The following is a 22,973-nucleotide window of genomic DNA, read 5'->3' on the forward strand; positions in this document are numbered from 1 at the left end:
TGGTGTGGGAACAGTGAAGCTAGCTTCACTGTTCCCACACCAAATAATTATAAACTGGATAAACCAATGTACTGAACCCCAACAATTTACACAGACTTCTTGACGGAACCAATATATCAATGATTTTTTCAATATATCGACGTTTCGACAAGAGATATCGACTTACCGACAAATTCCTACAAAAAAACAGGAGCTCTCTAGCTCCTGTCCTCTAATACTTTCAATACAGTTTGTTTCAATATTTCTACCCCATCCATAATACAACTATGATCGAACTTCATATACGGATGGTGTAATCCAGGTTGTAGGTTAGCCCCTAGTCCAAGCATGACAGCTTTTAAATGTGGTCTCTTCACTGTGTAGTAATGGAAATCATCGCTTCCTGTCGTATACAGCGGTCCAGTGCACCCCTCTTCCCCGTATACTTCAAGAATGCCTTTTCGCATAAAGCGCTCAGCTTCTTCTGAAACTTCAGCTCCTGGTGCGAGATCAATCCATTTATATGAAGTTTTTGATCCCATCGATGCGGCAGATTCTATTACATGTTCTATTTTTTTCTTCAATTCTTCTAATAATGTATTACTCTCTGCCCTAACATCTAAACTAAAATGGCCGTTCCCCGGAATAATATTTAAATTATCCCCACCAGCTTGGCACCTCGTCATCTTTACTGAATAGGAACTTTGCGGTGGTAGCCATATGTTTTTCAAACCGATATTGATCATAGAAATGACATCAATTGCATTTATCCCTTGATGCGGGCGTGCCCCATGTGCATCATCTCCATGAATCGTTCCTTCTAAAAATCCTGCTGCTCCGTGACGAATAGATGGGGCAGCTTGTTTCAAAGGTAGTTCTTCAATCGGTCTTAGATGAACGCCAAATAAGAAGTCAGCATCATCCACGGCACCCTTCTCTACCATCTTTAAAGAGCCATTTCCCTTTTCCTCTGCCGGCTGAAAAATAAACCTAACCGTTCCACTATCCCATCTCGTATTTTTCAATTGTAAAATAAGCCCCATTACAATTGTCATATGAGCATCGTGACCACATGAATGATTCGCTTTAAATTCTCCGTCCACTTCTTGCCATAGTGCATCCATATCGGCACGAATCGCAACAACTGGATTTCCGCTTCCAAATTCAGCAATCACGCCTGGGCAATCATCAAATATTTTATATGAAATTCCTTCTTCTTTTAAAAAGTTAGTAATATACGCTGTCGTTTCATACTCTTTCCAGCTCACTTCAGGGTTTTCATGTAAATGCTGAAAAATTTCAGTTAACCGCTCTTGTAGTTCTAATGTTTTCAAAGCTACATTCTCCTTCCCAAATTCCAAAACCATTCAGGTTAATTATACTTATGAAAAACAGATGTTTTTATGAACATATTGAATTTTAAGAAAAAAGTCAATTGTTTATTTTTTTAATACGATCGACAGCTTATTTCCACTCACTTTATAACGATAGAACATTTCTTATTTTCTGTTTTTTATTGACGCTCATATCAATTTTTAGTTATTATAATTTAATAACGTCTATTTTGCGACAATTCTAAAAAATACAAACATACATAATGAGGAGGCAGTTTATGAAAAAAGAAATACCTTTTGGAATAGCAATAATCCCTATTATTATTACAGTTGCAGTTATGATGGTTACAATTGTTGTATTAAAACAAAGCCCTCACGTCCCACTTATTATCGGTACAACCGTTGCTTCTATCGTCGCTTGGCGTTACGGTTACAAATGGCACGATATTGAAGAAGCAATGTATAAAGGAATTCGTCTCGCATTACCCGCTATCGTTATCATTATTCTAGTAGGTTTAACGATCGGTGCTTGGATTGGCGGCGGAATCGTCGCAACAATGATTTATTATGGTTTAAATCTTTTAACTCCATCACTATTTTTAGTTTCAATTACAATTATTTGTTCTATTGTTGCATTAGCTATCGGTAGCTCTTGGTCTACAATGGGAACAATTGGTGTTGCAGGAATGGGAATTGGCCTAAGTATGGGAATCCCAGCTCCAATGGTTGCCGGTGCTATCATTTCTGGTTCTTATTTCGGCGATAAAATGTCACCGCTTTCAGACACGACAAACTTAGCCGCAGGATTAACAAATACAGATTTATTCACACATATTCGTCATATGTTATTTACTACAATTCCAGGTTTAATTATTACTCTTATCGTTTATGCGTTCTTAGGAAGAAGCTTCGGCGCTAACAATATTGATGCAAAAAGTATCGATCAAACGTTACAAGTATTGCAACAAAACTTTGTTATCTCACCTTTCCTATTAATTATACCTGTAGTCGTTATGGTATTGGTCGCTAAAAAGGTTCCTGCGATCCCAGCTATTCTCGTAGGTATTATTTTAGGATTTTTATCACAAGTCTTTATTCAAGGTGGTTCTGTCTCCGCCTCTGTCGGTGCACTCCAAAATGGATTTGTCATAGATACTGGCAACAAGCTAGTAGATGAACTTTTTAACCGCGGTGGCTTAGATTCGATGATGAATACAGTTTCTATGACAATTGTCGCTATGACTTTCGGAGGAGTACTAGAACATACTGGTATTCTTCGCTCAATTGTAAATCAAATTTTAAAATTAGCGACATCAGCAAAAGGACTTATCGCTTCTACTATCGCATCTTGCTTTGCAACAAACCTTACTTGCTCTGAACAATATATTTCGATTGTTGTTCCTTCAAGAATGTACGCAAATGCATACACAGAAAAAGGACTACATTCTAAAAATTTATCCAGAGCATTAGAAGATGGCGGAACATTAACTTCTGTTTTCGTACCTTGGAATACATGTGGTGTATTTATACTTGCAACACTTGGAGTTGGCGCATTCGAATATGCTCCTTATGCTATTTTGAATTTCATCGTACCTATTATTTCAATCATTTATGGCATAACTGGTCTCACAATTACGAAACTATCTGACATTGAAAAAGCAGAACTACTAAAAAAACAAAAGGCTCAACTAGAAGCTTAAAGATAACGGTAAATTCAGTTCATATATTGCGCGAGGGCGTCCTTGTTGATAGGGCATTTCCTCGCCGCAAATATGAGCATACCCATAATCAACTAGTTTCTTTAATAACCTTTCTGTTGATCGGCGAGTCACTTGTAAGTATTCAGAAAGATCTGCTGCTGTAAACTTCAATGACGGATGTGATTGACTAAATTGAATAATTTTTGACAAGTTGGCTGGACTAAGCTTCGTTTCCTTCGCTATTTTCATGAGTTCTGGGTTGTCATTCTTCAAACTTTGTACTCTCTGTTCTTTCGGGAACGGGCCAAATAGTTCTTTATCACTTGTTAGTATATAAAAGCAGTGGTCTATTGGATTATTCTTCGCGAAACTTTGAGCGATTTTAGCATTTTGCTCCGCTTCCTTCACAGTTTTTCCGTAACCAAATCCAATAGCTATCGTTCCTTCTATACTTGCAAATAAATTATTTATCATATTTGTTTTTATAATCGATTCAATATCACCACGAGTCGTATACAAAATGAACGTCATTTCATCAACTTTTTTAAATGAACCACGTAGTTCTTTTGAAATGACATCTAATTGCTCAAGCAAACCTTGTCGTAATTCTAAAGAAGTAATCATACAAGCACCGACAGTAGCTGAGTGGCTTTTTGCTAACTCAGCTTTTATTTTTGCATCTTTTAACCCATGTATAATGGATTGCTTCGGATCTATCATACGCTCTGAAGGAATACCTATTTTTTGAAGTTCATCATAGACAGCATGAATACTAGTTAAAGCTAAATGAGCTTCTCCTGCTTGATATTTAGCTATATGAAAATCCGTAACTCTATTTATTTCTTCTTTACTCCACAGCATATTTTCATAATCTAACACTTGTGGATTTTCTTTTATACCAATATCATGGAACACATTTGTAATGAATGAGCGGTCTACTAAATCAATTGAAATTTTATGTGGGTGAATTCCTCGGTGATACATGACAGAAAGAATGGAAGATGCGACAGTTGTCTCGTCTTGCTGTAAGTACGTACTTGGAATTCGTAATTGTTCTCTTATTTCTTTTGCCATATAATAAGGTAAAGCACCTGAGAAAAAGATGGAATCACAAGGCTTTAAACGCTTTAATAGTTCAGAAGATTCTGCCGGATGAAGGTAAATATATGGATCAATCTCTATTTCTTCTAGTTTATGAGCAATAGGTAAAAGATTCTCCATGAACTCCTTTGAACCGACAACTGCAATTTTTATCATCATTTCTCTAACTCCTTATCATTAATTAACGACTATTTAACGTCAACTATATCAAATGTACAAAACTATTGTAAACAGGAAGGGGTCTCTATCCAATGAAAATTACAGCTATTCACCTTTACGCAATTCGTTTACCACTTCGCGATCCGTTTGTTATTAGTTATGGTTCTTATTCTGATATGCCTTCTATTATCGTCAAAATGGAAACAGATGAAGGCATGATCGGTTACGGTGAAGGCGTTGCTGATGATCACGTTACAGGCGAATCATGGGAAAGTACTTTCCATACTTTAAAACATACACTTGCTCCTGCTCTTATTGGGAAAAATCCAATGAATATCGAGAAAATACACGATATGATGGACAATACAATTTACGGTGTGCCTACTGCGAAGGCCGCGATTGATATTGCTTGTTTTGATATAATGGGCAAAAAACTAAATCAACCTGTATATCAATTAATTGGCGGACGCTATCATAAAGACTTCCCTGTCACTCACGTCTTAAGTATCGCAGCCCCAGAAGACATGGCTGAAGAAGCTGCTTCCATGATTCAAAAAGGTTACCAATCTTTCAAAATGAAAGTCGGTACAAATGTAATAGAAGATGTAAAACGAATTGAAGCGGTACGTGAACGTGTAGGAAATGATATCGCTATTCGCGTTGATGTAAACCAAGGTTGGAAAAATAGCGCAAACACATTAACCGCACTTCGTTCATTAGGTCATGTAAACATCGACTGGATTGAACAGCCTGTTGTCGCAGACGATATTGACGCAATGGCTCACATTCGTTCTAAAACAGACCTTCCGCTTATGATTGATGAAGGATTAAAAGGTTCTCGTGAAATGCGCCAAATCATTAAATTAGACGCGGCTGATAAAGTGAACATAAAACTAATGAAATGCGGCGGCATATATCCCGCTGTAAAACTCGCTCATCAAGCAGAAATGGCAGGCATTGAATGCCAAGTTGGATCCATGGTCGAATCATCTGTTGCCTCTTCCGCAGGATTCCATGTTGCTTTTTCGAAAAAAATCATTACGAGCGTTGAACTTACAGGTCCATTAAAGTTCACGAAAGACATCGGAAACTTACATTACGACGTACCATTTATTCGCTTAAACGAAAAGCCAGGACTCGGCATTGAAATAAATGAAGATACATTACAAGAACTAACCGTCTTTCAAGACGTTGTACGCTAAAGGAGGACTAACGCATGACAGTTCTATACAAAGGACCATTAAAACAAAATAACGAGACATTTCACGTTACATTACTATCACTAGAGAACATCGAGCAAATCTTATCACTACAAAACGTTGTAGTTGAAGCGCTAGAAGATAAAAGTCGCTTACAACCACTCTCTTTAGAAGAATTTCAATACATTCTAGAAGGAAACGGCATGATGATTGGTGCTTTTATCGAAAACGAACTCATCGCATTTCGTGCCCTACTCGTCCCTCCTATCGACGAAGAACATTTAGGGCTTGATATTGGCATACTAGAAAGCGAACTACATCGCGTCATCTATCAAGAAATCTCAAATGTTCACCCGAACAGCCGAGGAAATGGGATGCAAAAAATATTAGCTACAGTTATTATGGATGAATTACAAAAAGAAGATAGCAAATACGACTATGTTTGCTGCACCGTTGCCCCTTTTAACATTCCAAGTTTGAAGGATAAATTTGCGCAAGGAATGGAGATTGCTGCATTGAAAGAGAAATATGGTGGGAGTATGCGATATATTTTTGTGAAGGAATTACGGGAGGACAAGGAAAGAGATTGGACGGATGTTAAGATCGTTCCGATGAATGATGCTGTTGGACAGCAAGCTTTACTTTCGGACGGTTATCGTGGGTATGAAATGGAGAAAGTAGACGAAGATTTTGTTGTGAAATTTGGACGATAATTGCTACGCCAAAAAAGGAGATGTCTGCTGTGACATCTCCTTTTACTTTTCTTCATTGGATATATCGATTGCAATCCCAATTATATCAGCGATTTTCGAGATATATCGGCGCAATTCCAATTATATCAGCGATTTTCGAGATATATCGGCGCAACTCCAATTATATCAGCTATTTTTGAGATATATCGGCGCAACTCCAATTATATCAGCGATTTTCGAGATATATCGGCGCACCACTAAACCGTCATCTTCCAACTAGATAACGCTAACCAATTCTCCATTTCCTTATAATCAGGCATTATCTTCCCGACAAGACGCCAAAAAGAGCGATCATGATTTAAATGAACCATATGACACATTTCATGGACAACTACATAATCAATTACTCGCTGTGGTGCCATCGCTAGTTTCCAATTGAATGTTAGCTGTAAATTTGAATCGCAAGTTCCCCACGTACGACTACTATCTGTAATACGAATAGAACGAGGTTTTGTTTTGAAGTTACTTTGATGCACTTTAATACTCTTCTCTACTAATGACTTACACTGCTTATAGTAAAATCGTTTTAACGCTTGTTGTATTTTCTCATCCTTAAGCTCTTTCACATAAATATGTAGCTTATTCCCTTCAAACACTGCATTGTCTTGCGTAATACTTGCATCTTGGGAGATCTGTATCGGATACGTATTTCCTAAATACAGAAAGCCCTCTCCTTGATCATAATCCTTTTCCTGTGGTCCAAGCACTCGCTCTTGCATTTCCTTACGTGTTTTCTGAATCCAATCCCATTTCTCCTCTAGCAACTGGACTAAGTATTCAACAGGTGTTCCCTTTGGAGCCTGCACTTCCACATTTCCGTACGAATCTACAAAAAGACGCACCGACTTTTTCTTTTTATAAGTTATATGAAAATTAATCGTTTCACCTAAATATGTATGTACCATTTCATCACCTAGTGTATTATTTTACAAATAAAAAAGAATAGGACACGAACGCCCTACTCTACCTATTATATCATTTACCACTTTAACGGACCCATTACCCTCTATACTTTACACCTAATCCCTTAATGAAATTCCTTGCGTATCTATCGCCGCACTCTTTATAATTTTTATGGCCTTTTTTTCTTAACAGAGCGCCTAGTTCTCCCTTAGTCACCGTAACGCCTACGCTATCTAATATATCAAGTACATCCTCACTCGTTAATGATAGTGCGATTTTCATTTTCTTTAGAAGAAGGTTGTTAGCACTCTCTTTGCTTTGTACAGGTGCCGGTTGTCCTGGTTTCGGATCTTGCTTCCCTCTTTTTAAAGTAATAAATCCATTGAAAAATGCTTCTAACATCATCATATCGCATGTTAATACGTACTCATCTTCAGCTACCTCATCATTTTCAGCTTCATGCTGAGGCGCTCTCTTTATTTTTGTAAGCATATCAACTACGTCTTCTTTCGTTACTTCCATTCCGCCAAGTTTAAAGATTTCTACCATATCTATATCTCTTATATCTAAAGCGTATCTTACTCTTTTTAATATATCGTTGTTGCTCATTGCCATTGTTTTGCCTCCTGAAATGTTGATTATCGTAATGCTTTTAGCATGTGTAAATGAATGTCGTTAAGTTACTACTTTAACATTTTAAGGGCATGTTTTGTAGTCTTAGGTGGATTAATGATTGTGGAGGAATTTTAAAACAGCAACATATGTTGTTTGGGCACTTTAAACCAAGTGAATTATAATAATACTAGAGTTACTATGAAAGGAAACCAATATTGAATTATCTGATTGGTTATAAAGATGATGAACGAAACCTCTGGAATAATTTACTATTAATTATCGCATTTGAAAAATGGACGAACCTGATATAGGTTTGTCCATTTCTTTTTATGCAACTTAAACATAAATATTTATGGAACGGTTCACTGTAACTAGTATGAGGTTATTATTCATTATTTTCATAACTAAATTTAACAAAAAAAGTCGTGCCTTCCGATCCTGTTTGAATTTCTATTTTTGCATTATGACGGGCAGCAATGGCATAACATATACCTAATCCCAATCCTGTTCCATTATCTTTAGTCGTGAAAAATGGCGTACCCAGTTTCTCTAATACTTCTGGCCTGATACCTTTTCCTTGATCTTGTACTGCAAGCACCACACAATTTTGACCTTCCTTGTAGGTGCTAATGGTTAGAAATTTTTCTGTGCTCATCGCTTCTAAGCCATTACGATATAGGTTTATTAATAATTGCCGTATCTCATTACGATTTAAAAGTAATTCCGGAATGTCATTTGTATCGATTTGAATATATTTATTTTGATTATACGTATCAATCTTTATTAAAGGGGTAATATCGTGGATAATTGAATTTAAATCTAACATCTGCAAATCCGATTTCTTTGTATTACCCATTGAGAGAAATTCAGTAATAATAGAATTGGCACGATCCAGTTCTTCAATCATTAAATTAAAGTACTTATTATGTTTCTCATAGGTGGGCTCTTCTTTTAATAACTGCAAAAATCCTCGTACTGTTGTCATTGGATTTCTAATCTCATGGCTAATACCTGCTGCCATTTGCCCTATTAAATCTATGTTGGCTAACCTTTTCAATTCCTGCTCATATTGCTTTTTTTCCGTTATGTTTTTAAAAATACAACAAATACCATCATCATACGGGTATGCAATAACTTCGTGCCAATATTCATCAGCGGTAGAAAAAAATTCGAAATAAACTGTAGTTCGCTCTGACATTGCACGATGAAGTTCCTTATACATAACTTCGTCGGCGCTATTCAGGAAAACCTCCCATATATTCTTGCCTAATACATCTTTTGCTGTTTTTCTTTGCGGAATATATTGATGCTTATTTACGTACGTAAATTCCCATCTATTATTTAAAGTAAAGAATCCATCCGTAATACTTTCAATCACACTCGTAACTTTTTCATTAGCAGCAGCTAGTTCTCTCGTTCGCTCTTCCACCATACTTTCAAGTTGATCCATATATAACAAGTTTGAAAACGTAGGAGCTGTGGCATCAACGATAGATTTTGCCAGTTGTATTTGGGAATTATCGTAATTATGAGCTTCTCCCTCTTTGCCAACAACAATTACCCCTAATACTTCTCCCATTGAAACCAATGGAATCATCAGTAGACCCTTACTATCTATATTTTTTGTTTGAATAACCTCTTGGATCTTGGCTTCATAGCTTTTCTCCATCCAATCCGTTTCGATCCAATCACAATCCTTGCTTAACTTCGTTGTTTTAATCATTGGTTTGTCTAGCGGGTCTAAAAGGTGGGCAGCCATGTTTTTACTATCTAAAATCTGTCCTAAGTAAAAAAAACATTTATCAAAACTCTCCTGTACCGAGGAACACATTGATAAATCACGGGTAGCATTTAGTAACAGCTGCTTCTCGGCAATAAGGTTTTCCTTTTGTGTTAAATTATTTGCGTTTTGAATTGCGACCGCAGCCATATTTACATAAGCTTCAACACTTTGAATTTCTGAATCTGTTAAGTTCATTGGAACTCCATAATCAAATAAAAAAACCAGACCAAATAACTCTTGACCAAATGAAATGGGCAGGGCTAATAAGGACTTAATTTTGAACGCAGCAACTGGCCTCGGATCTGGCCGGTGATCCTTTGAGGTATCAGGAATATAAATAGTTTTTTTTGTTTCAATAACTTCTTTTGCCAGTAAGTCTATTTCAGGATCAATTACCTGCGTATCGAGCGTTACGCCATTTATAGTCTCTGGTTTTCCTGCAAACCCTCTAAATGTTCCATCTTCCTGAGGCAAATAAATTCCAACAGCGTTGCACTTAACAATCTCCTCTGATATCGCCATAGTTACACGCTGCAATACTTCACGTAGTTCTAATTTTGTATTTATTATTTTCGTTATATTCGCGAGCCTAGAATATCTCGCCTGATCACTTAACATTCACATGGCCTCCAATTATAGGCATAATAAAATAAACATGATACTATCAGTGAAAATCAGACCAACCTGCCATTTTCAATTTTCTCCTGTATTCTTTTCTTACCCTTGTTTTACATAGAATACCGCTCTTACTTATCGTACGGCTCACCTTAATTAAAATGAAACAGTGTAACTCTTAAAAGTTACACTGTTTCACTATCCCCATCCTTATTCACACTCGCCTCAAACTTATCAAGCAATGTACGCACTTCATCTGTTGATTTCGTGCTCATCAATTGATTTCTTAGTTCAGCAGCTCCGGGGAAGCCTTTTACATAAATTTTGAAGAAGCGATGTAGTCCTGTGATAGAGCGTGGTAATACTTCTGCATATTGATCTTGAAGATCAAGTTGTAGTCTTAAAAGATCTAAATGTTCTTTACTGCTATGCTCTCTCGGTTCTTTTTCGAAAGCAAATGGATTTTTAAAGATGCCTCGTCCGATCATTACGCCATCAATGCCGTATTTTTCAGCAAGCTCCAGCCCTGTTTTACGGTCAGGGATATCTCCATTTATTGTTATAAGCGTATTTGGTGCAATACGATCACGTAATTTTTTAATTTCCGGAATTAGCTCCCAGTGCGCATCCACTTGGCTCATTTCTTCTCTTGTACGTAAGTGAATAGAAAGGTTTGCAATGTCTTGTTTGAAAATGTGTGTTAACCAATCTTCCCACTCACTTAATTCTTTAAAGCCAAGTCTTGTTTTTACGCTGACAGGTAGTCCGCCTGCCTTTGCCGCTTGGATAAGTTCTGCCGCAACATCTGGGCGTAGAATAAGACCACTACCTTTTCCTCTTGATGCTACGTTCGGTACTGGGCAACCCATATTAATATCGATGCCTTTAAATCCTAACTCTGCCATACCAATACTCATTTGACGGAAATATTCAGGATTATCTCCCCAAATATGCGCCACCATCGGCTGTTCATCTTCAGTAAAAATTAAACGGCCACGTACACTTTTCATACCTTCTGGATGACAATAGCTATCCGAGTTTGTGAACTCTGTGAAGAATACGTCTGGGCGACCAGCCTCACTTACTACGTGACGGAAAACAACGTCTGTCACATCTTCCATTGGTGCAAGTACGAAAAATGGTCGTGGTAAATCACGCCAAAAATTATCTATCATTTCAAATTCAAATCCTCTCACTATGAATACAATTTCAAACTCTCAATAAACCAAAAAGCAGATGGTATAGATTTTCCTATATCAACTGCTTTCCTATTATACCAACTTAAGCCAAGCTACACACTCCACATGAGTCGTATGCGGGAACATATCAACAGGCTGTACTTCTTGCGTTTTATATCCGCCTTCTTCTAGTACTTTTAAGTCTCGTGCTAATGTTGCTGGGTTACATGATACGTATACGACGCGTTTTGGTTTCATGTCGATGATTGTGTTTAGTAGTGCCTCATCACAACCTTTACGTGGTGGATCTACGACCATTGTGTCAGCGATTACGCCTTCTTTGTACCATTTTGGAATGACTACTTCTGCTTCTCCTACGCCAAATTCAGCGTTTGTCATGTTGTTTAGTGCTGCGTTTCGGTTTGCGTCTTCGATTGCTTCTGGGACGATTTCAACGCCGTACACTTTTTTCGCTTTTTGTGCTAGGAATAAGGAGATTGATCCAATTCCGCAATAGGCATCAATTACTGTTTCGTTGCCATCTAATTTTGCATATTCTAACGTTTTATCGTATAGCACTTTCGTTTGTTCTGGGTTTACTTGATAGAATGAACGTGCTGAAATTGCAAATTTAATGTCACCGATAAAGTCATAAATATATTCTGATCCGTACAGTACTGTCGTTGTGTCTCCGAAGATTACGTTTGTACGTTTCGTATTTACGTTTTGAACAATCGATTTTACTTCTGGGAATTTTGCAGCAATTTCTTCAATGATTGCTTTTTTGTTTGGTAATTCTGCTGTACGAGTAATGAAGACAAGCATAATTTCCCCTGTTACTTGTCCATAGCGTGCCATTACGTGGCGAAGTGTTCCTTTGTTACGCTCTTCGTTGTACGCTGGAATACCGTATTTTTCACAAATACGTTTTACTTCCTGGATTAATGTATCGTTTTCTTCTGCCTGAATTAAACATGATTCCATATTAATGATGTCATGTGTTCCTTGGCGATAGAAACCAGCCACAAGTCCGCCTTCACGTTCTCCAATTGGTACTTGTGCTTTGTTACGGTATACCCACGGATTTTTCATGCCAAGTACAGGGTGAACAGGAACATCGCTTAATCCGCCGATGCGCTGCATAACATCACGTACTTGTTTTTCTTTCGCTTGTAATTGTCCTTCATATGTTAAGTGCTGAAGCTGACAACCGCCGCACTGATTGTACACTGGGCATTCTGCATCTTTACGATATGGGCTCTCTGTATGAAGCTTCATTACACGACCGAATGCGAAGTTTTTCTTCACTTTAATAATTTTAATTTGTGCTTCTTCACCTGGTAATCCGTTTTTAACGAAAATAGGATAGCCTTTTACTTTCGCAACACCGGCACCATCATGTGTTAAATCTTCAAATACTACATCTATAAACTCGTTTTTCTCAACTGGTGGCGTCATTTTTGTACTCATTTTCCGACCTCTCTTTTTCATAACACTGCGTTACATTTTATCATACTTATATGGTCTATTTCTATCGGAAGAAAAAAAGCTATTGACGATAGTTCTCTGTTAATGTTACGCTACTACTAATTTAATACGGACGATGTTACCTCATATATACTCGATAATATGGATCGAGAGTTTCTACCCGGCAACCTTAAATTGCTGGACTATGGGGAAAACTAATGAATATTAGCCTATGTGCAAAAAAGGACTCATATTGATTAGCTTTCTCTCATAGATGAAAGTGAATCCATATGGGTCTTTTTTATTTTCATTTTTCTAAAAGGTCAGACATCTTACGTATGACATAAAACCTCTTTGTTTTATTTTTAGTAATATAACGAGCGTTTTATGTACAAACTTTATACGAACTTCTGAAAGGGGCAACTACATGCAATATGTAATGAGCATTATCGGTATTCTTGTCGTTTTGGGTTTATGCTTTGCTTTGTCAAACAATAGAAGTAAAATCAACTTCCGTGCAATTGCTATTATGATTGGTTTTCAAATTTTAATCGGTTGGTTTATGTTTGGCACAAAGATTGGTCAACAAATCATTATTTTCATTGGTAAAGTTTTCAACAAACTAATTAAACTTGGTACGACAGGTGTCGATTTTCTCTTTAATGGAATTCAAAGAGATTTTGTCTTTTTCTTAAACGTACTATTAATTATCGTATTTTTCTCAGCACTACTTTCTATCTTTAGTTATTTAGGTGTTTTACCATTCATCGTTCGCGTTGTCGGCGGTGCCATTTCAAAAATTACTGGTTTACCACGCGTCGAGTCATTCCACGCAGTAAACTCTGTATTCTTCGGTTCAAGTGAAGCGTTAATCGTTATTAAAAACGATTTACAACATTTTAACAAAAATCGTATGTTTATCATTTGTTGTTCTGCAATGAGTTCCGTTTCTGCTTCTGTTACAGCATCATACGTAATGATGTTAGATGCGAAATATGTACTAGCAGCTCTTCCGCTAAACTTATTCTCAAGCTTGATCGTTTGTTCGCTATTAACACCAGTTGATACGAAGAAAGAAGATGAAGTGATTCAAAAATTTGATAGAACTTTATTCGGAGACAGCTTTATCGGCGCAATGATTAACGGTGCGCTTGATGGTTTAAAAGTAGCTGGTATCGTTGCCGCATTAATGATCGCCTTCATCGGTGTGATGGAAGTTGTAAACTACGTAATTAGCGCAGCTTCAGGTGCAATGGGATATGCTGTTACTTTACAACAAATCTTCGGTTATATACTTGCTCCATTCGTATTCTTAATGGGTATTCCAACTCAAGATATTATCCCAGCTGGTGGAATTATGGGTACGAAGATTGTATTAAACGAGTTTGTAGCAATCCTTGATTTAAAAGATGTTGCAACAACATTATCTCCGCGTACAGTTGGCATCGTTACAGTATTCTTAATTAGCTTCGCAAGTATTAGCCAAATTGGTGCGATCGTTGGGACAATCCGCGCCCTTTCTGAAAAACAAGGAAGCATCGTATCGAAATTTGGTTGGAAAATGCTATTTGCATCAACACTTGCTTCTATTTTATCTGCAACAATCGCTGGATTGTTTATTTAATAAAAAACCACCTTACTTGTTTAAGTAAGGTAGTTTTTTTGATTCTTTATGAAACCGAACGAAATTCAACTACTTCCTCTTTACTAATAAGCTTTCCTTCGTGTATACCTTTTACTGAAATATCAATAATGGATTTATTCTCTCCTTCAAGTTTACCCAAAGAAAATAAGTAAATTAAATTTTGTTCTTTTAGCATCCATTGCTTGCCATGCCAGGGGCCCGTTATCTTTTGTTTCAAAGGTGTTTTCTCTTCTCCAACATACTGACATTCTCCAAACGAAGTTTTTACTATATTTTTCTCCGTATCAATTACTATATTTCGAAATAGCTCTAGATTTTTACTTGAAACGATTTCTATCTCATGGTTACTTTTTTGTTTAAATAGTAGTTTTCCGTCACTTGTATTAGATAAACTACTATTCTCAACGGCGTTCCTAAAAAAGTTATATTCTTCTTCCGTAACCCCAAAATTAGGATGATACGGTTTCACCTGCTTATCTATATGCCCCGATATATAGTTTACATACCATTCTTGATCATTTTCCACATGATTTCTCACTTTTTTAGTAATAGCCTCTACTTTTTTACGGGTATCACGATCCATCTCAATCGTCATAATATCCACCGTAACTTCCGCATTCATAAGGTGCGGTGGAATATACTCCTCTACACTATTCGCCTTACTCATTTCACTTTGACAACCAACTATGAATAGCGATACGAGAAGAATATATACTATTTTTTTATATTTCATTTCTGTTCTCCACTCCGTACATCATTCTTGCTTACATTTATATCGGTTCTTATTATAGTCCAAAATCCTGATATTTCAATAAAAACTACTTTATATATGCAGCATTTCATATTAATAGACCTTTCTCTTACTTTAAAATTAACTTAAATCATTTACCAAAATATACAAATCGCAAATAAACAATGTTATAATTTTTAAAAAATACATTGGAGGATATTATGAAAGCCCACGCCCTTTTCGACTTCTTACATTTACTAGTTTTAAGCATGAAAAGCTATTATGTATGGGGAATACCTATCTATGTATTTATTATTCCTCTCATTTTTGTAGTAGGTTATATTATTAGCAATTCCAATAAGAAACGAAAGAATACATCGATTCAAAGTCATTAATCTAGCGCCCTAATAGCTCCTCCTAAAAATCATATTCCCCTCATTTTCTTCAAATGATATGATAAACAAGGGTAAATCCCACCGCTCTTACAGCTGTGGGGATTTTAAATATAAGTATGCAACATAATACACAATAGAAGGTGATTTTATGAAAAAATACGCAGCCATCGCTTTATGCACGTCTGCTATTCTAGCAGGTTGTACTACTAGCAATGTAAGTCAAGAGCCTAAAAAAGAGAAAAAGGTTCAAGAAACTAAAAAACAAGAAGTGACCGTACAAGAACAAGGGAAAATTGCTTATAACCCAATTACATATGAATCTACTAACACTACTATTCACATGGCAGCTATAAAAGATCCTTTAACTGAGGTACAATATAAAATTTGGCGCACTGCTGACGGAAAGGAAACTGCTAAATCTTTGTCTTCTAAAGAAAAAGAAAAGCAATTTTCACTTCCTTTTGACATAAAAGAATTTGAAGGAAAACGCGGTGAGTTCCAAATTGAAGCAATAGGAATAAAAGAAGATGGGAAAACCATTCCGCTCACAAAATCTACTATTACTTTCGAGCAAAAGGTTCCCGTTCTTATGTATCATGCAATCGATGATTATCACGGACAAGGCATTAAAGATTTATTCGTCTCACCTGCTAACTTTGAAGCCCAAATGAAATATTTAAAGGACAACGGCTATACATTACTAACTTTTGAACGCTGGGGCGATATTAATAAAGTAAATAAACCTATCTTCGTTACATTTGATGACGGTATGAAAAATAATATGAATGCATTTCATGTTTTACAAAAACTAAAAGACGATACGTTTAAACCTACAGCAACAGAATATATGATTGTTGATAACGTTGATGTAGAAGGATCACTTTCTACATCTGACATAAAAGAAATGGTTGATTCCGGCATTTTCTCTATGCAATCTCATACTGCAACACATGCTGACTTACCGAAGATTACAAACTATGAAGAAGAATTAAAGGAATCGAAAGAAAAGCTAGAAAAAATAACAGGTAAGCCTGTTATCGCAGTTGCTTATCCATTCGGCCATGTAGATGATAAAGTCGTTGCAGAAACGAAGAAATATTATCAATTTGCGACGACAACAAAACCCGGAAAGTTCATCACAAAAGGTGAACCCGATGAGTTGTTAAAAATGAAGCGTGTTCGCATACACAATTCGACGACTGTAGAACAATTTGCTTCTTCGATTAAATAACGATGAGAGCTCAATATATTTTGAGCTCTCTTTTTACGCTATATTTATATATATTTTTTGAATTTTCTTGTATTATATATAGTAAGAAATCTTTCAAATTAAAGGAGATTATACATATGTCATTTGAACAAACGTTAGAGAAATATGCTGCTCTTGCAGTCAATGTTGGTGTTAATATTCAACCAGGACAAACTTTATCAATTAGTGCACCTCTTGAAGCTGTACAATTTGTACGCCTCGTTACAGAAAAAGCATATAAATCTGGTGCAAAACACGTATATCTGGATTGGAATGATGAGACGTTAACACGCTTAAAGTTCGATCTAGCTCCTGAAGAAGCATTCGCTGAGTTCCCTTCTTGGAAGGCAAACGCTCGTGAAGAATTAGCAAAAGAAGGCGCTGCATTTATGTCTATTTATGCAGAAAACCCTGATTTATTAAAAGGTGTAGAAGCAACGCGTATCGCAACAGCTCATAAAGTAGCTGGTGAAGCAATGAAAGTATACCGTGATTACGTACAAGCTGATAAAGTAAGCTGGTGTGTCATTTCTGTTCCTACGAAAGAATGGGCTGCGAAAGTATTCCCTGACGTTGCACCAGAAGAACAAGAAGCAAAACTATGGGATGCTATTTTCAAAGCTACTCGTGCTGACTTAGAAAACCCTGTGGAAGCATGGAAAGAACACGATGAAACGTTACATACAAAAGTTGATTACTTAAACGAAAAACATTATAAAGCTCTTCACTATACAGGCCCTGGAACAGATTTAACGATCGAACTTCCAGAAAAGCATGTATGGGCTGGTGCTGGTAGCTTAAATGAAAAGAACGTACCATTTATGGCGAACATTCCAACTGAAGAAGTATTTACAATGCCGCTTAAAACAGGTGTAAACGGTCAAGTATCTAGCACAAAACCGTTAGCATTTGCAGGTAACATTATCGATAACTTCACGTTAACATTTGAAAACGGACGTATCGTAGACTATAAAGCTGAAACTGGTGGAGAGGCTTTAAAACATTTAGTAGAAACAGATGAAGGTTCTCACTTCTTAGGAGAAGTGGCGTTAGTACCTCATGACTCACCAATTTCAAACACAAATATTTTATTCTACAATACGCTATTTGATGAAAACGCATCTTGCCACCTTGCAATCGGAAGTGCTTATGCTTTCAACTTAGTTGGTGGAAAAACAATGTCTAAAGAAGAACTTGCTGAAAACGGAGCAAACAATAGTATTACACATAACGACTTCATGATCGGATCAGCCGAGCTTGATATCGATGGTATTACAGATGATGGAAGACATGAACCAATCTTCCGTAAAGGTAACTGGGCATTTTAATACAAATAAAAGGCTATCTTCCACACCGGAAGATAGCCTTTTATGATGCCGATGAAACCTTAAGTCCAATTACTCCTAAAACGATAAAGAGAATACAAAACGCTTGAAATAAGCTAATGTGCTCTTTAAAAAAATATACGCTAATGATTGTAATAAGTAATGTTCCTACTCCAGACCAAATAGCATAAGCGATACTTAAATGAATCTTTTTGACAACGATAGCAAATACGCTGAAACAAATTCCATAAAATACGAAAATAAGTACACTTGGAACGAGCTTTGTTAAACCATTCGATAATTTCATCGCAATTGTTCCAGCTACTTCAAAAATAATTGTTACGAGTAATAATAGCCAATATATCATACTAGAATCTCCTTCTCTGTTACCTTATAGAGATTCTAGTATACTACTTATAGTCCTAATGAAATATATTTAATTTCTAAATATTCCTCGATACCGAAATGGCCTCCTTCACGGCCGATACCACTCTCTTTAAAGCCACCGAACGGTGCTTGTGCAACCGATGGAAGCCCATCATTTAAACCGATAATTCCGTACTCTAACGCTTCGCTAATTTGGAATGCTTGACTAATATCTTTTGTGAAGATATAAGCAGCCAATCCATATGGTGTATGATTTGCACGTTCGATTACTTCTTCAACTGTTGTGAATTTCGCAACTGGCGCAACTGGTCCGAATGTTTCTTCATTCATACAAAGCATCGTATCGTTCGCCAATCCAATTACAGTTGGTTGCATAAAGTGTCCATCTAGCTCTGCAACCTTTTGGCCACCATATAAAACTGTTCCACCTTGTTTAATAGCATCTTCGATATGTTCCTGTACTTTCGAAACTGCATTCTCGTCAATAAGTGGTCCTACAGTCGTTCCGTCACCGAAACCGTCTCCTACTTTCAACTGCCCTACTGCCTTTTGGAACTTCTCTACAAACGCTTCATACACTTCTTCCTGAACAAATACTCGGTTTGTACATATACACGTTTGTCCTGCGTTACGGAATTTCGAACCGATTACCGCCTCTACCGCTTTATCTAAGTCCGCATCATTCATAACAATAAACGGCGCGTGACCACCTAACTCAAGTGAAACCTTTTTCATCGTTTGTGCAGCACTGGCCATTAATTCCTTACCAATTTCCGTTGATCCTGTGAAGGAAACCTTTCGAACACGTCCATCTTCCATCCACGTATCAGCAATCGCTTTTGCACTACCTGTTACAATATTTATTACACCTTTTGGAATGTCCGCTTCATGAGCTAATTCAGCTAATTTTAGCGCAGTTAACGGCGTTTGACTTGCAGGTTTTACAACTGCCGTACATCCTGCTGCAAGCGCCGGTGCTACCTTTCTCGTAATCATAGCAGCCGGGAAGTTCCAAGGTGTAATAGCTGCCATAACTCCAACTGGTTGCTTCATAACTAAAATACGTTTATTCGGATGAGAAGCAGGAATCATTTCACCATATACGCGTTTTCCTTCTTCTGCATACCATTCAACAAAGCTATTTGCATAATTCACTTCACCAAGTGCTTCTGCAAATGGCTTTCCTTGTTCTCTCGTCATAATCGCTGCAATCTCTTCTTTATTTTCATCAATAAGCGTGAACCATTTCTTTAACTTCACTGCACGGTCTGCTGCTGTTAACTTAGACCATGATTTAAAAGCTTCATGGGCAGCATCAACAGCTTGCTTTGCCTCTGTTATCCCGCCTTTAGGTACCGTCGCAAATATTTCCTTCGTTGCTGGATTATTTACTTCGATTTGTTCTTGCAATGTAATCCACTCACCATTTATATACATCGCCTTTTTCTCTACATTTACAAACGTCGCTTTCTTATCCAATGTTTTCTTCCTCCTCTATAAGTTTCTTTATTTTCCTCGTGGCAGCAGATTGACTTATTTTTAAAAACTCCGCTACTTTATAGCTCGACCCATATGTTTTATATGCTTTCAAAATAATATTCCGTTCTACTTCTTCTAACATTTTATAAAGACTTTGGCCGGACTGTTCAACCGTTGATTCTTGCATCGCTATCGGCAAATCTTCTATCGTAACGATATCGTCAGCAGTTATAACAATTCGCTCAATCACATTTTCAATTTCTCTATTATTTCCTTCCCAAGGGTAACTAACAAACATTTGTAATGTGCTAGGCGCTAATTTTACATTCCGGCCATATTTCTCGTTAAAGTGCTGTAAATAATGATAAATGAGCGGTAAAATGTCTTCAGTTCTTTCCCTGAGTGGTGGAATTACAATTGGAATGACATTCAGACGATAATATAAATCTTTCCTGAATGTCCCTTTTTTCACCATCATACTTAAATCTCGATTTGTTGCCGCTACAATTCTAACGTCCACCTTTTTTAATTCTCTTCCGCCTATAGGTCGAAACGTTTTTTCCTGCAACACTTGCAAAAGCTTCGCTTGGATTTCAAGCGGCATTTCGCCAATTTCATCTAAGAAAAGAGTTCCTTTATGCGCTGATTCTAATAGTCCCTTTTTCCCTTCACGATTCGCACCTGTAAAAGACCCACCTGAGTATCCAAAAAGCTCTGATTCAATTAAATTCGTTGGCAATGCCGCACAGTTAATTTCATAGAAACTTTCGTTTTTCCGGTTACTCACTTCATGTAAATGGCGTACTAATCGACTCTTCCCTACTCCTGTCTCACCTAATACGAGAACTGTACTATCTACCACGGACACTTTCTTGATTGTTTCGACTATTTTTTGCATAGCGATACTTTTAAAAATAAGTCCTTCATGTTCATATGTTTCTCTTAATTCTTTTTTATATGTTTTTAACTGATTATCCATTTCCTCTACCTTTTGACGTAATTGGTAGAGTTCTGTAAGATCACGAGAATAACTAATTACTCTTCTTAAATTTCCCTCATTATCAAAAACAGGCCTTGTACGAACGTGTAAATACTCTCCTGATTTTGTCGTTTGGACGAGTTCAATTGGTCTCTTTTTTTCAATTACTTCTAACGTTGCCGATGGATAAAAGATACCCTCCTTCTGCAACTCTTTTACATGCTTACCTACTAACTCTTTAGCAGCTAATTGATAGTGCCTTTCACATGTACTATTTACACGCACAACGATTCCCTTTTCATCAGTCACAAAAATTTCGTCAAACGCATATTCAAATACATCTTGTAAATCCATTAACACTCGTTCCTTTTCTGCAACCATCCTAACCACCCCTAACTTCCAATCCATCGATTCACTTCACTACCTTTATTATAAAGTGAATTTTCTGTATTTTATATAGAGTCAGCTAGAATGTTTGCGATTTATTATTTAGCTTTTAAACACGAGCAGTATTTGCTTTCTCATAACAGACTTGCAATGATTCTTCAATGATTGTTAATCCTTCTTCAAGTTGCTCATCTGTAATCACCAATGGCATTAACACACGAATAACATTTCCATATGTTCCTGCTGATAGTAGAAGTAATCCGCGTTTATTTGCTTCTGCACATAAATTAGACGCTAATGTTTTATCTGGCGCTTTCGTCTTACGGTCTTGAACGAGCTCGAATGCACACATTGCCCCTAAACCGCGCACATCACCGATGCAATTATATTTATTTTTCATCTCTTCAAATCGGTTCATTACGACTTTTCCTAATTCTATCGCTCTATCATTTAAATTCTCTTTTTCTATTACATCAAGTACCGCTAATGCTGCCGCACATCCTAGTGGGCTTCCTGCATACGTTCCCCCAAGCTCTCCTGGTGCAGACTCATTCATAATTTCCTTACGCCCAATAACACCACTAATCGGTACACCAGCGCCTAATGATTTAGATACTGTAATTAAATCTGGAACGACATCATAATGATCAATGGCAAAATACTTTCCTGTACGGCTAAATCCTGTTTGAATTTCATCCGCTACAAATAAGATGCCGTGTTCTGAACAAATATTGCGTACTGCTTGCACAAACTTCTTACTTGGAACGATAAATCCGCCTTCCCCTTGAACAGGTTCCATTACAACGGCTGCAATTGTTTCTGGCGCTACTTCTGATATGAAGAAATTCTTAAACTCTTCAATCATAAAGTCATCATACTGCTCTTCAGTTAATCCTTCTGGGCGACGGTATTCATACGGGAATGGCGCTTTATATACCTCTGGAGCAAATGGACCAAATCCAAATTTATATGGTTTTACTTTACTTGTCATCGTCATTGTCATTAACGTACGCCCGTGGAAACCTTTAGAAAATGCGATAATACCAGGTCTTTTTGTATATTTACGAGCGATTTTCACCGCGTTCTCAACTGCTTCTGCACCACTATTTAAAAATAGTACTTGCTTATCAAAACTTCCTGGCGCTAATGCCGCAAGTTTTTCCGCCAATTCAACATATGGCTCATACATCATGACATTAAATCCAGTATGAATGTATTGATCTACTTGTTTATGAAGCGCTTCTTTAACAGCTGGATGACAATGTCCTACGTTAATTGTTCCAATTGCTCCCGCGAAATCAATGTACTGATTACCATCAACATCTGTTACAAGAGCACCATTTGCAGATTGTACAAACGTTGGGATGCCGTTACTTACTCCTTTTGGTACTATATTTTGGCGACGTTCTAATAAAGACGCTGCTTTCGGTCCAGGAATTTGTTCATTTACTTTAGCAAATTTTTTTGTGTTCATTACGTACCCCATCCTTTTCTTTACATTGTTTTCTCTTTTCATTGCAAAATGTATGCCAACATTCTTTTCCAGCATTCATCCTACATACCTTCTATGTCGACATAAAAAATAAGTCTATAAAGACTCATCGAGAGTCCT

18 protein-coding genes and 1 riboswitch are annotated in these 22,973 nt (G+C 37.0%); of the genes, 6 read left to right on the forward strand and 12 right to left on the reverse strand.

What is annotated here, in order from left to right; genetic code table 11:
• Positions 1-197 precede the first annotated feature (197 nt).
• Positions 198-1,313 carry a M20 peptidase aminoacylase family protein gene (locus ACTFOB_RS23650; protein WP_440030111.1) on the reverse strand — a complete coding sequence of 372 codons (1,116 nt, stop codon included), beginning with the start codon at positions 1,311-1,313 and terminating at the stop codon, positions 198-200.
• A gap of 278 nt (positions 1,314-1,591) precedes the next feature.
• Here ACTFOB_RS23650 and nhaC point away from each other — a divergent pair, with 278 nt between their 5' ends.
• Positions 1,592-3,013 (forward strand): Na+/H+ antiporter NhaC, encoded by a 1,422-nt coding sequence (nhaC, locus tag ACTFOB_RS23655; protein WP_440030113.1) that lies wholly within the window; start codon positions 1,592-1,594, stop codon positions 3,011-3,013.
• Here the strand turns inward: nhaC and ACTFOB_RS23660 are convergent.
• Positions 3,002-4,273, reverse strand: coding sequence for a transcriptional regulator (locus ACTFOB_RS23660; protein WP_440030115.1), 1,272 nt, complete (start codon positions 4,271-4,273; stop codon positions 3,002-3,004). The two genes, nhaC and ACTFOB_RS23660, sit on opposite strands and share 12 nt — an antisense overlap.
• Positions 4,274-4,365: 92 nt before the next feature.
• On the opposite strand from ACTFOB_RS23660, the gene ACTFOB_RS23665 reads away from it, so the two are divergent.
• Together ACTFOB_RS23665 and ACTFOB_RS23670 are read left to right on the forward strand one after the other, a co-directional pair.
• Positions 4,366-5,475, forward strand: coding sequence for a mandelate racemase/muconate lactonizing enzyme family protein (locus ACTFOB_RS23665; RefSeq protein WP_440030117.1), 1,110 nt, complete (start codon positions 4,366-4,368; stop codon positions 5,473-5,475).
• Positions 5,476-5,489: 14 nt separating this feature from the next.
• Positions 5,490-6,185, forward strand: a complete 696-nt coding sequence (locus ACTFOB_RS23670) for a GNAT family N-acetyltransferase (protein ID WP_440030119.1) — start codon at positions 5,490-5,492, stop codon at positions 6,183-6,185.
• A 236-nt stretch (positions 6,186-6,421) separates the two neighbouring features.
• On the opposite strand, the gene ACTFOB_RS23675 is transcribed toward ACTFOB_RS23670, so the two are convergent.
• From ACTFOB_RS23675 to rlmD, 5 genes are all read right to left on the reverse strand, one after another.
• Positions 6,422-7,129, reverse strand: a complete 708-nt coding sequence (locus ACTFOB_RS23675; RefSeq protein WP_440029682.1) for a M48 family metallopeptidase — start codon at positions 7,127-7,129, stop codon at positions 6,422-6,424.
• A gap of 94 nt (positions 7,130-7,223) precedes the next feature.
• On the reverse strand, positions 7,224-7,742 hold the full coding sequence (locus ACTFOB_RS23680; RefSeq protein ID WP_144615458.1) for a DUF1456 family protein: 519 nt from the start codon (positions 7,740-7,742) through the stop codon (positions 7,224-7,226).
• Positions 7,743-8,127: 385 nt separating this feature from the next.
• Positions 8,128-10,143: an ATP-binding protein gene (locus ACTFOB_RS23685; protein ID WP_440029685.1), complete on the reverse strand. Its 2,016-nt coding sequence runs from the start codon at positions 10,141-10,143 to the stop codon at positions 8,128-8,130.
• A gap of 182 nt (positions 10,144-10,325) precedes the next feature.
• Positions 10,326-11,315, reverse strand: coding sequence for a tRNA dihydrouridine synthase (locus tag ACTFOB_RS23690; protein ID WP_440029688.1), 990 nt, complete (start codon positions 11,313-11,315; stop codon positions 10,326-10,328).
• Positions 11,316-11,411: 96 nt separating this feature from the next.
• On the reverse strand, positions 11,412-12,788 hold the full coding sequence (gene rlmD / locus ACTFOB_RS23695; RefSeq protein WP_440029690.1) for a 23S rRNA (uracil(1939)-C(5))-methyltransferase RlmD: 1,377 nt from the start codon (positions 12,786-12,788) through the stop codon (positions 11,412-11,414).
• Between the two features lie 121 nt (positions 12,789-12,909).
• Positions 12,910-13,011, forward strand: a riboswitch (purine riboswitch).
• A gap of 201 nt (positions 13,012-13,212) precedes the next feature.
• Between rlmD and ACTFOB_RS23700 the strand changes: the two genes are divergently transcribed.
• Positions 13,213-14,409, forward strand: a complete 1,197-nt coding sequence (locus ACTFOB_RS23700) for a NupC/NupG family nucleoside CNT transporter (protein ID WP_151633937.1) — start codon at positions 13,213-13,215, stop codon at positions 14,407-14,409.
• A 46-nt stretch (positions 14,410-14,455) separates the two neighbouring features.
• Here the strand turns inward: ACTFOB_RS23700 and ACTFOB_RS23705 are convergent, their stop codons facing one another.
• Positions 14,456-15,163 carry a hypothetical protein gene (locus tag ACTFOB_RS23705; RefSeq protein WP_440029692.1) on the reverse strand — a complete coding sequence of 236 codons (708 nt, stop codon included), beginning with the start codon at positions 15,161-15,163 and terminating at the stop codon, positions 14,456-14,458.
• A gap of 540 nt (positions 15,164-15,703) precedes the next feature.
• On the opposite strand from ACTFOB_RS23705, the gene ACTFOB_RS23710 reads away from it, so the two are divergent.
• Positions 15,704-16,786 (forward strand): polysaccharide deacetylase family protein, encoded by a 1,083-nt coding sequence (locus tag ACTFOB_RS23710; RefSeq protein WP_440029694.1) that lies wholly within the window; start codon positions 15,704-15,706, stop codon positions 16,784-16,786.
• A gap of 116 nt (positions 16,787-16,902) precedes the next feature.
• Positions 16,903-18,132, forward strand: a complete 1,230-nt coding sequence (locus ACTFOB_RS23715) for an aminopeptidase (RefSeq protein WP_440029696.1) — start codon at positions 16,903-16,905, stop codon at positions 18,130-18,132.
• A 40-nt stretch (positions 18,133-18,172) separates the two neighbouring features.
• On the opposite strand, the gene ACTFOB_RS23720 is transcribed toward ACTFOB_RS23715, so the two are convergent.
• The 4 genes from ACTFOB_RS23720 to gabT form a co-directional block, all read right to left on the reverse strand.
• Positions 18,173-18,496 carry a DMT family transporter gene (locus ACTFOB_RS23720; protein WP_048529395.1) on the reverse strand — a complete coding sequence of 108 codons (324 nt, stop codon included), beginning with the start codon at positions 18,494-18,496 and terminating at the stop codon, positions 18,173-18,175.
• A gap of 47 nt (positions 18,497-18,543) precedes the next feature.
• Complete coding sequence (gabD, locus tag ACTFOB_RS23725) at positions 18,544-19,995, reverse strand: NADP-dependent succinate-semialdehyde dehydrogenase (RefSeq protein WP_440029698.1); 1,452 nt, start codon at positions 19,993-19,995, stop codon at positions 18,544-18,546.
• Positions 19,988-21,355, reverse strand: a complete 1,368-nt coding sequence (locus tag ACTFOB_RS23730; protein ID WP_440029700.1) for a sigma-54 interaction domain-containing protein — start codon at positions 21,353-21,355, stop codon at positions 19,988-19,990. The genes gabD and ACTFOB_RS23730 overlap by 8 nt, the downstream gene beginning before the upstream one ends.
• 115 nt (positions 21,356-21,470) lie before the next feature.
• Positions 21,471-22,835: a 4-aminobutyrate--2-oxoglutarate transaminase gene (gene gabT / locus ACTFOB_RS23735; protein ID WP_440029702.1), complete on the reverse strand. Its 1,365-nt coding sequence runs from the start codon at positions 22,833-22,835 to the stop codon at positions 21,471-21,473.
• Positions 22,836-22,973 lie beyond the last annotated feature (138 nt).

This window comes from Bacillus cereus group sp. MYBK79-1, assembly GCF_051915365.1.
Taxonomy (GTDB): Bacteria; Bacillota; Bacilli; order Bacillales; family Bacillaceae_G; genus Bacillus_A.

Bases quoted from the DNA above. Each gene is read 5' to 3' on its own strand.
- ACTFOB_RS23670 (WP_440030119.1), top strand. From the start codon at position 5,490: ATGACAGTTCTATACAAAGGACCATTAAAACAAAATAACGAGACATTT.
- ACTFOB_RS23675 (WP_440029682.1), bottom strand. From the start codon at position 7,129: ATGGTACATACATATTTAGGTGAAACGATTAATTTTCATATAACTTAT.
- ACTFOB_RS23705 (WP_440029692.1), bottom strand. From the start codon at position 15,163: ATGAAATATAAAAAAATAGTATATATTCTTCTCGTATCGCTATTCATA.
- ACTFOB_RS23700 (WP_151633937.1), top strand. From the start codon at position 13,213: ATGCAATATGTAATGAGCATTATCGGTATTCTTGTCGTTTTGGGTTTA.
- ACTFOB_RS23720 (WP_048529395.1), bottom strand. From the start codon at position 18,496: ATGATATATTGGCTATTATTACTCGTAACAATTATTTTTGAAGTAGCT.
- gabT (WP_440029702.1), bottom strand. From the start codon at position 22,835: ATGAACACAAAAAAATTTGCTAAAGTAAATGAACAAATTCCTGGACCG.
- ACTFOB_RS23680 (WP_144615458.1), bottom strand. From the start codon at position 7,742: ATGGCAATGAGCAACAACGATATATTAAAAAGAGTAAGATACGCTTTA.
- ACTFOB_RS23685 (WP_440029685.1), bottom strand. From the start codon at position 10,143: ATGTTAAGTGATCAGGCGAGATATTCTAGGCTCGCGAATATAACGAAA.
- ACTFOB_RS23660 (WP_440030115.1), bottom strand. From the start codon at position 4,273: ATGATGATAAAAATTGCAGTTGTCGGTTCAAAGGAGTTCATGGAGAAT.
- ACTFOB_RS23715 (WP_440029696.1), top strand. From the start codon at position 16,903: ATGTCATTTGAACAAACGTTAGAGAAATATGCTGCTCTTGCAGTCAAT.
- ACTFOB_RS23665 (WP_440030117.1), top strand. From the start codon at position 4,366: ATGAAAATTACAGCTATTCACCTTTACGCAATTCGTTTACCACTTCGC.
- ACTFOB_RS23710 (WP_440029694.1), top strand. From the start codon at position 15,704: ATGAAAAAATACGCAGCCATCGCTTTATGCACGTCTGCTATTCTAGCA.
- nhaC (WP_440030113.1), top strand. From the start codon at position 1,592: ATGAAAAAAGAAATACCTTTTGGAATAGCAATAATCCCTATTATTATT.
- ACTFOB_RS23730 (WP_440029700.1), bottom strand. From the start codon at position 21,355: ATGGTTGCAGAAAAGGAACGAGTGTTAATGGATTTACAAGATGTATTT.
- ACTFOB_RS23690 (WP_440029688.1), bottom strand. From the start codon at position 11,315: ATGATAGATAATTTTTGGCGTGATTTACCACGACCATTTTTCGTACTT.
- rlmD (WP_440029690.1), bottom strand. From the start codon at position 12,788: ATGAGTACAAAAATGACGCCACCAGTTGAGAAAAACGAGTTTATAGAT.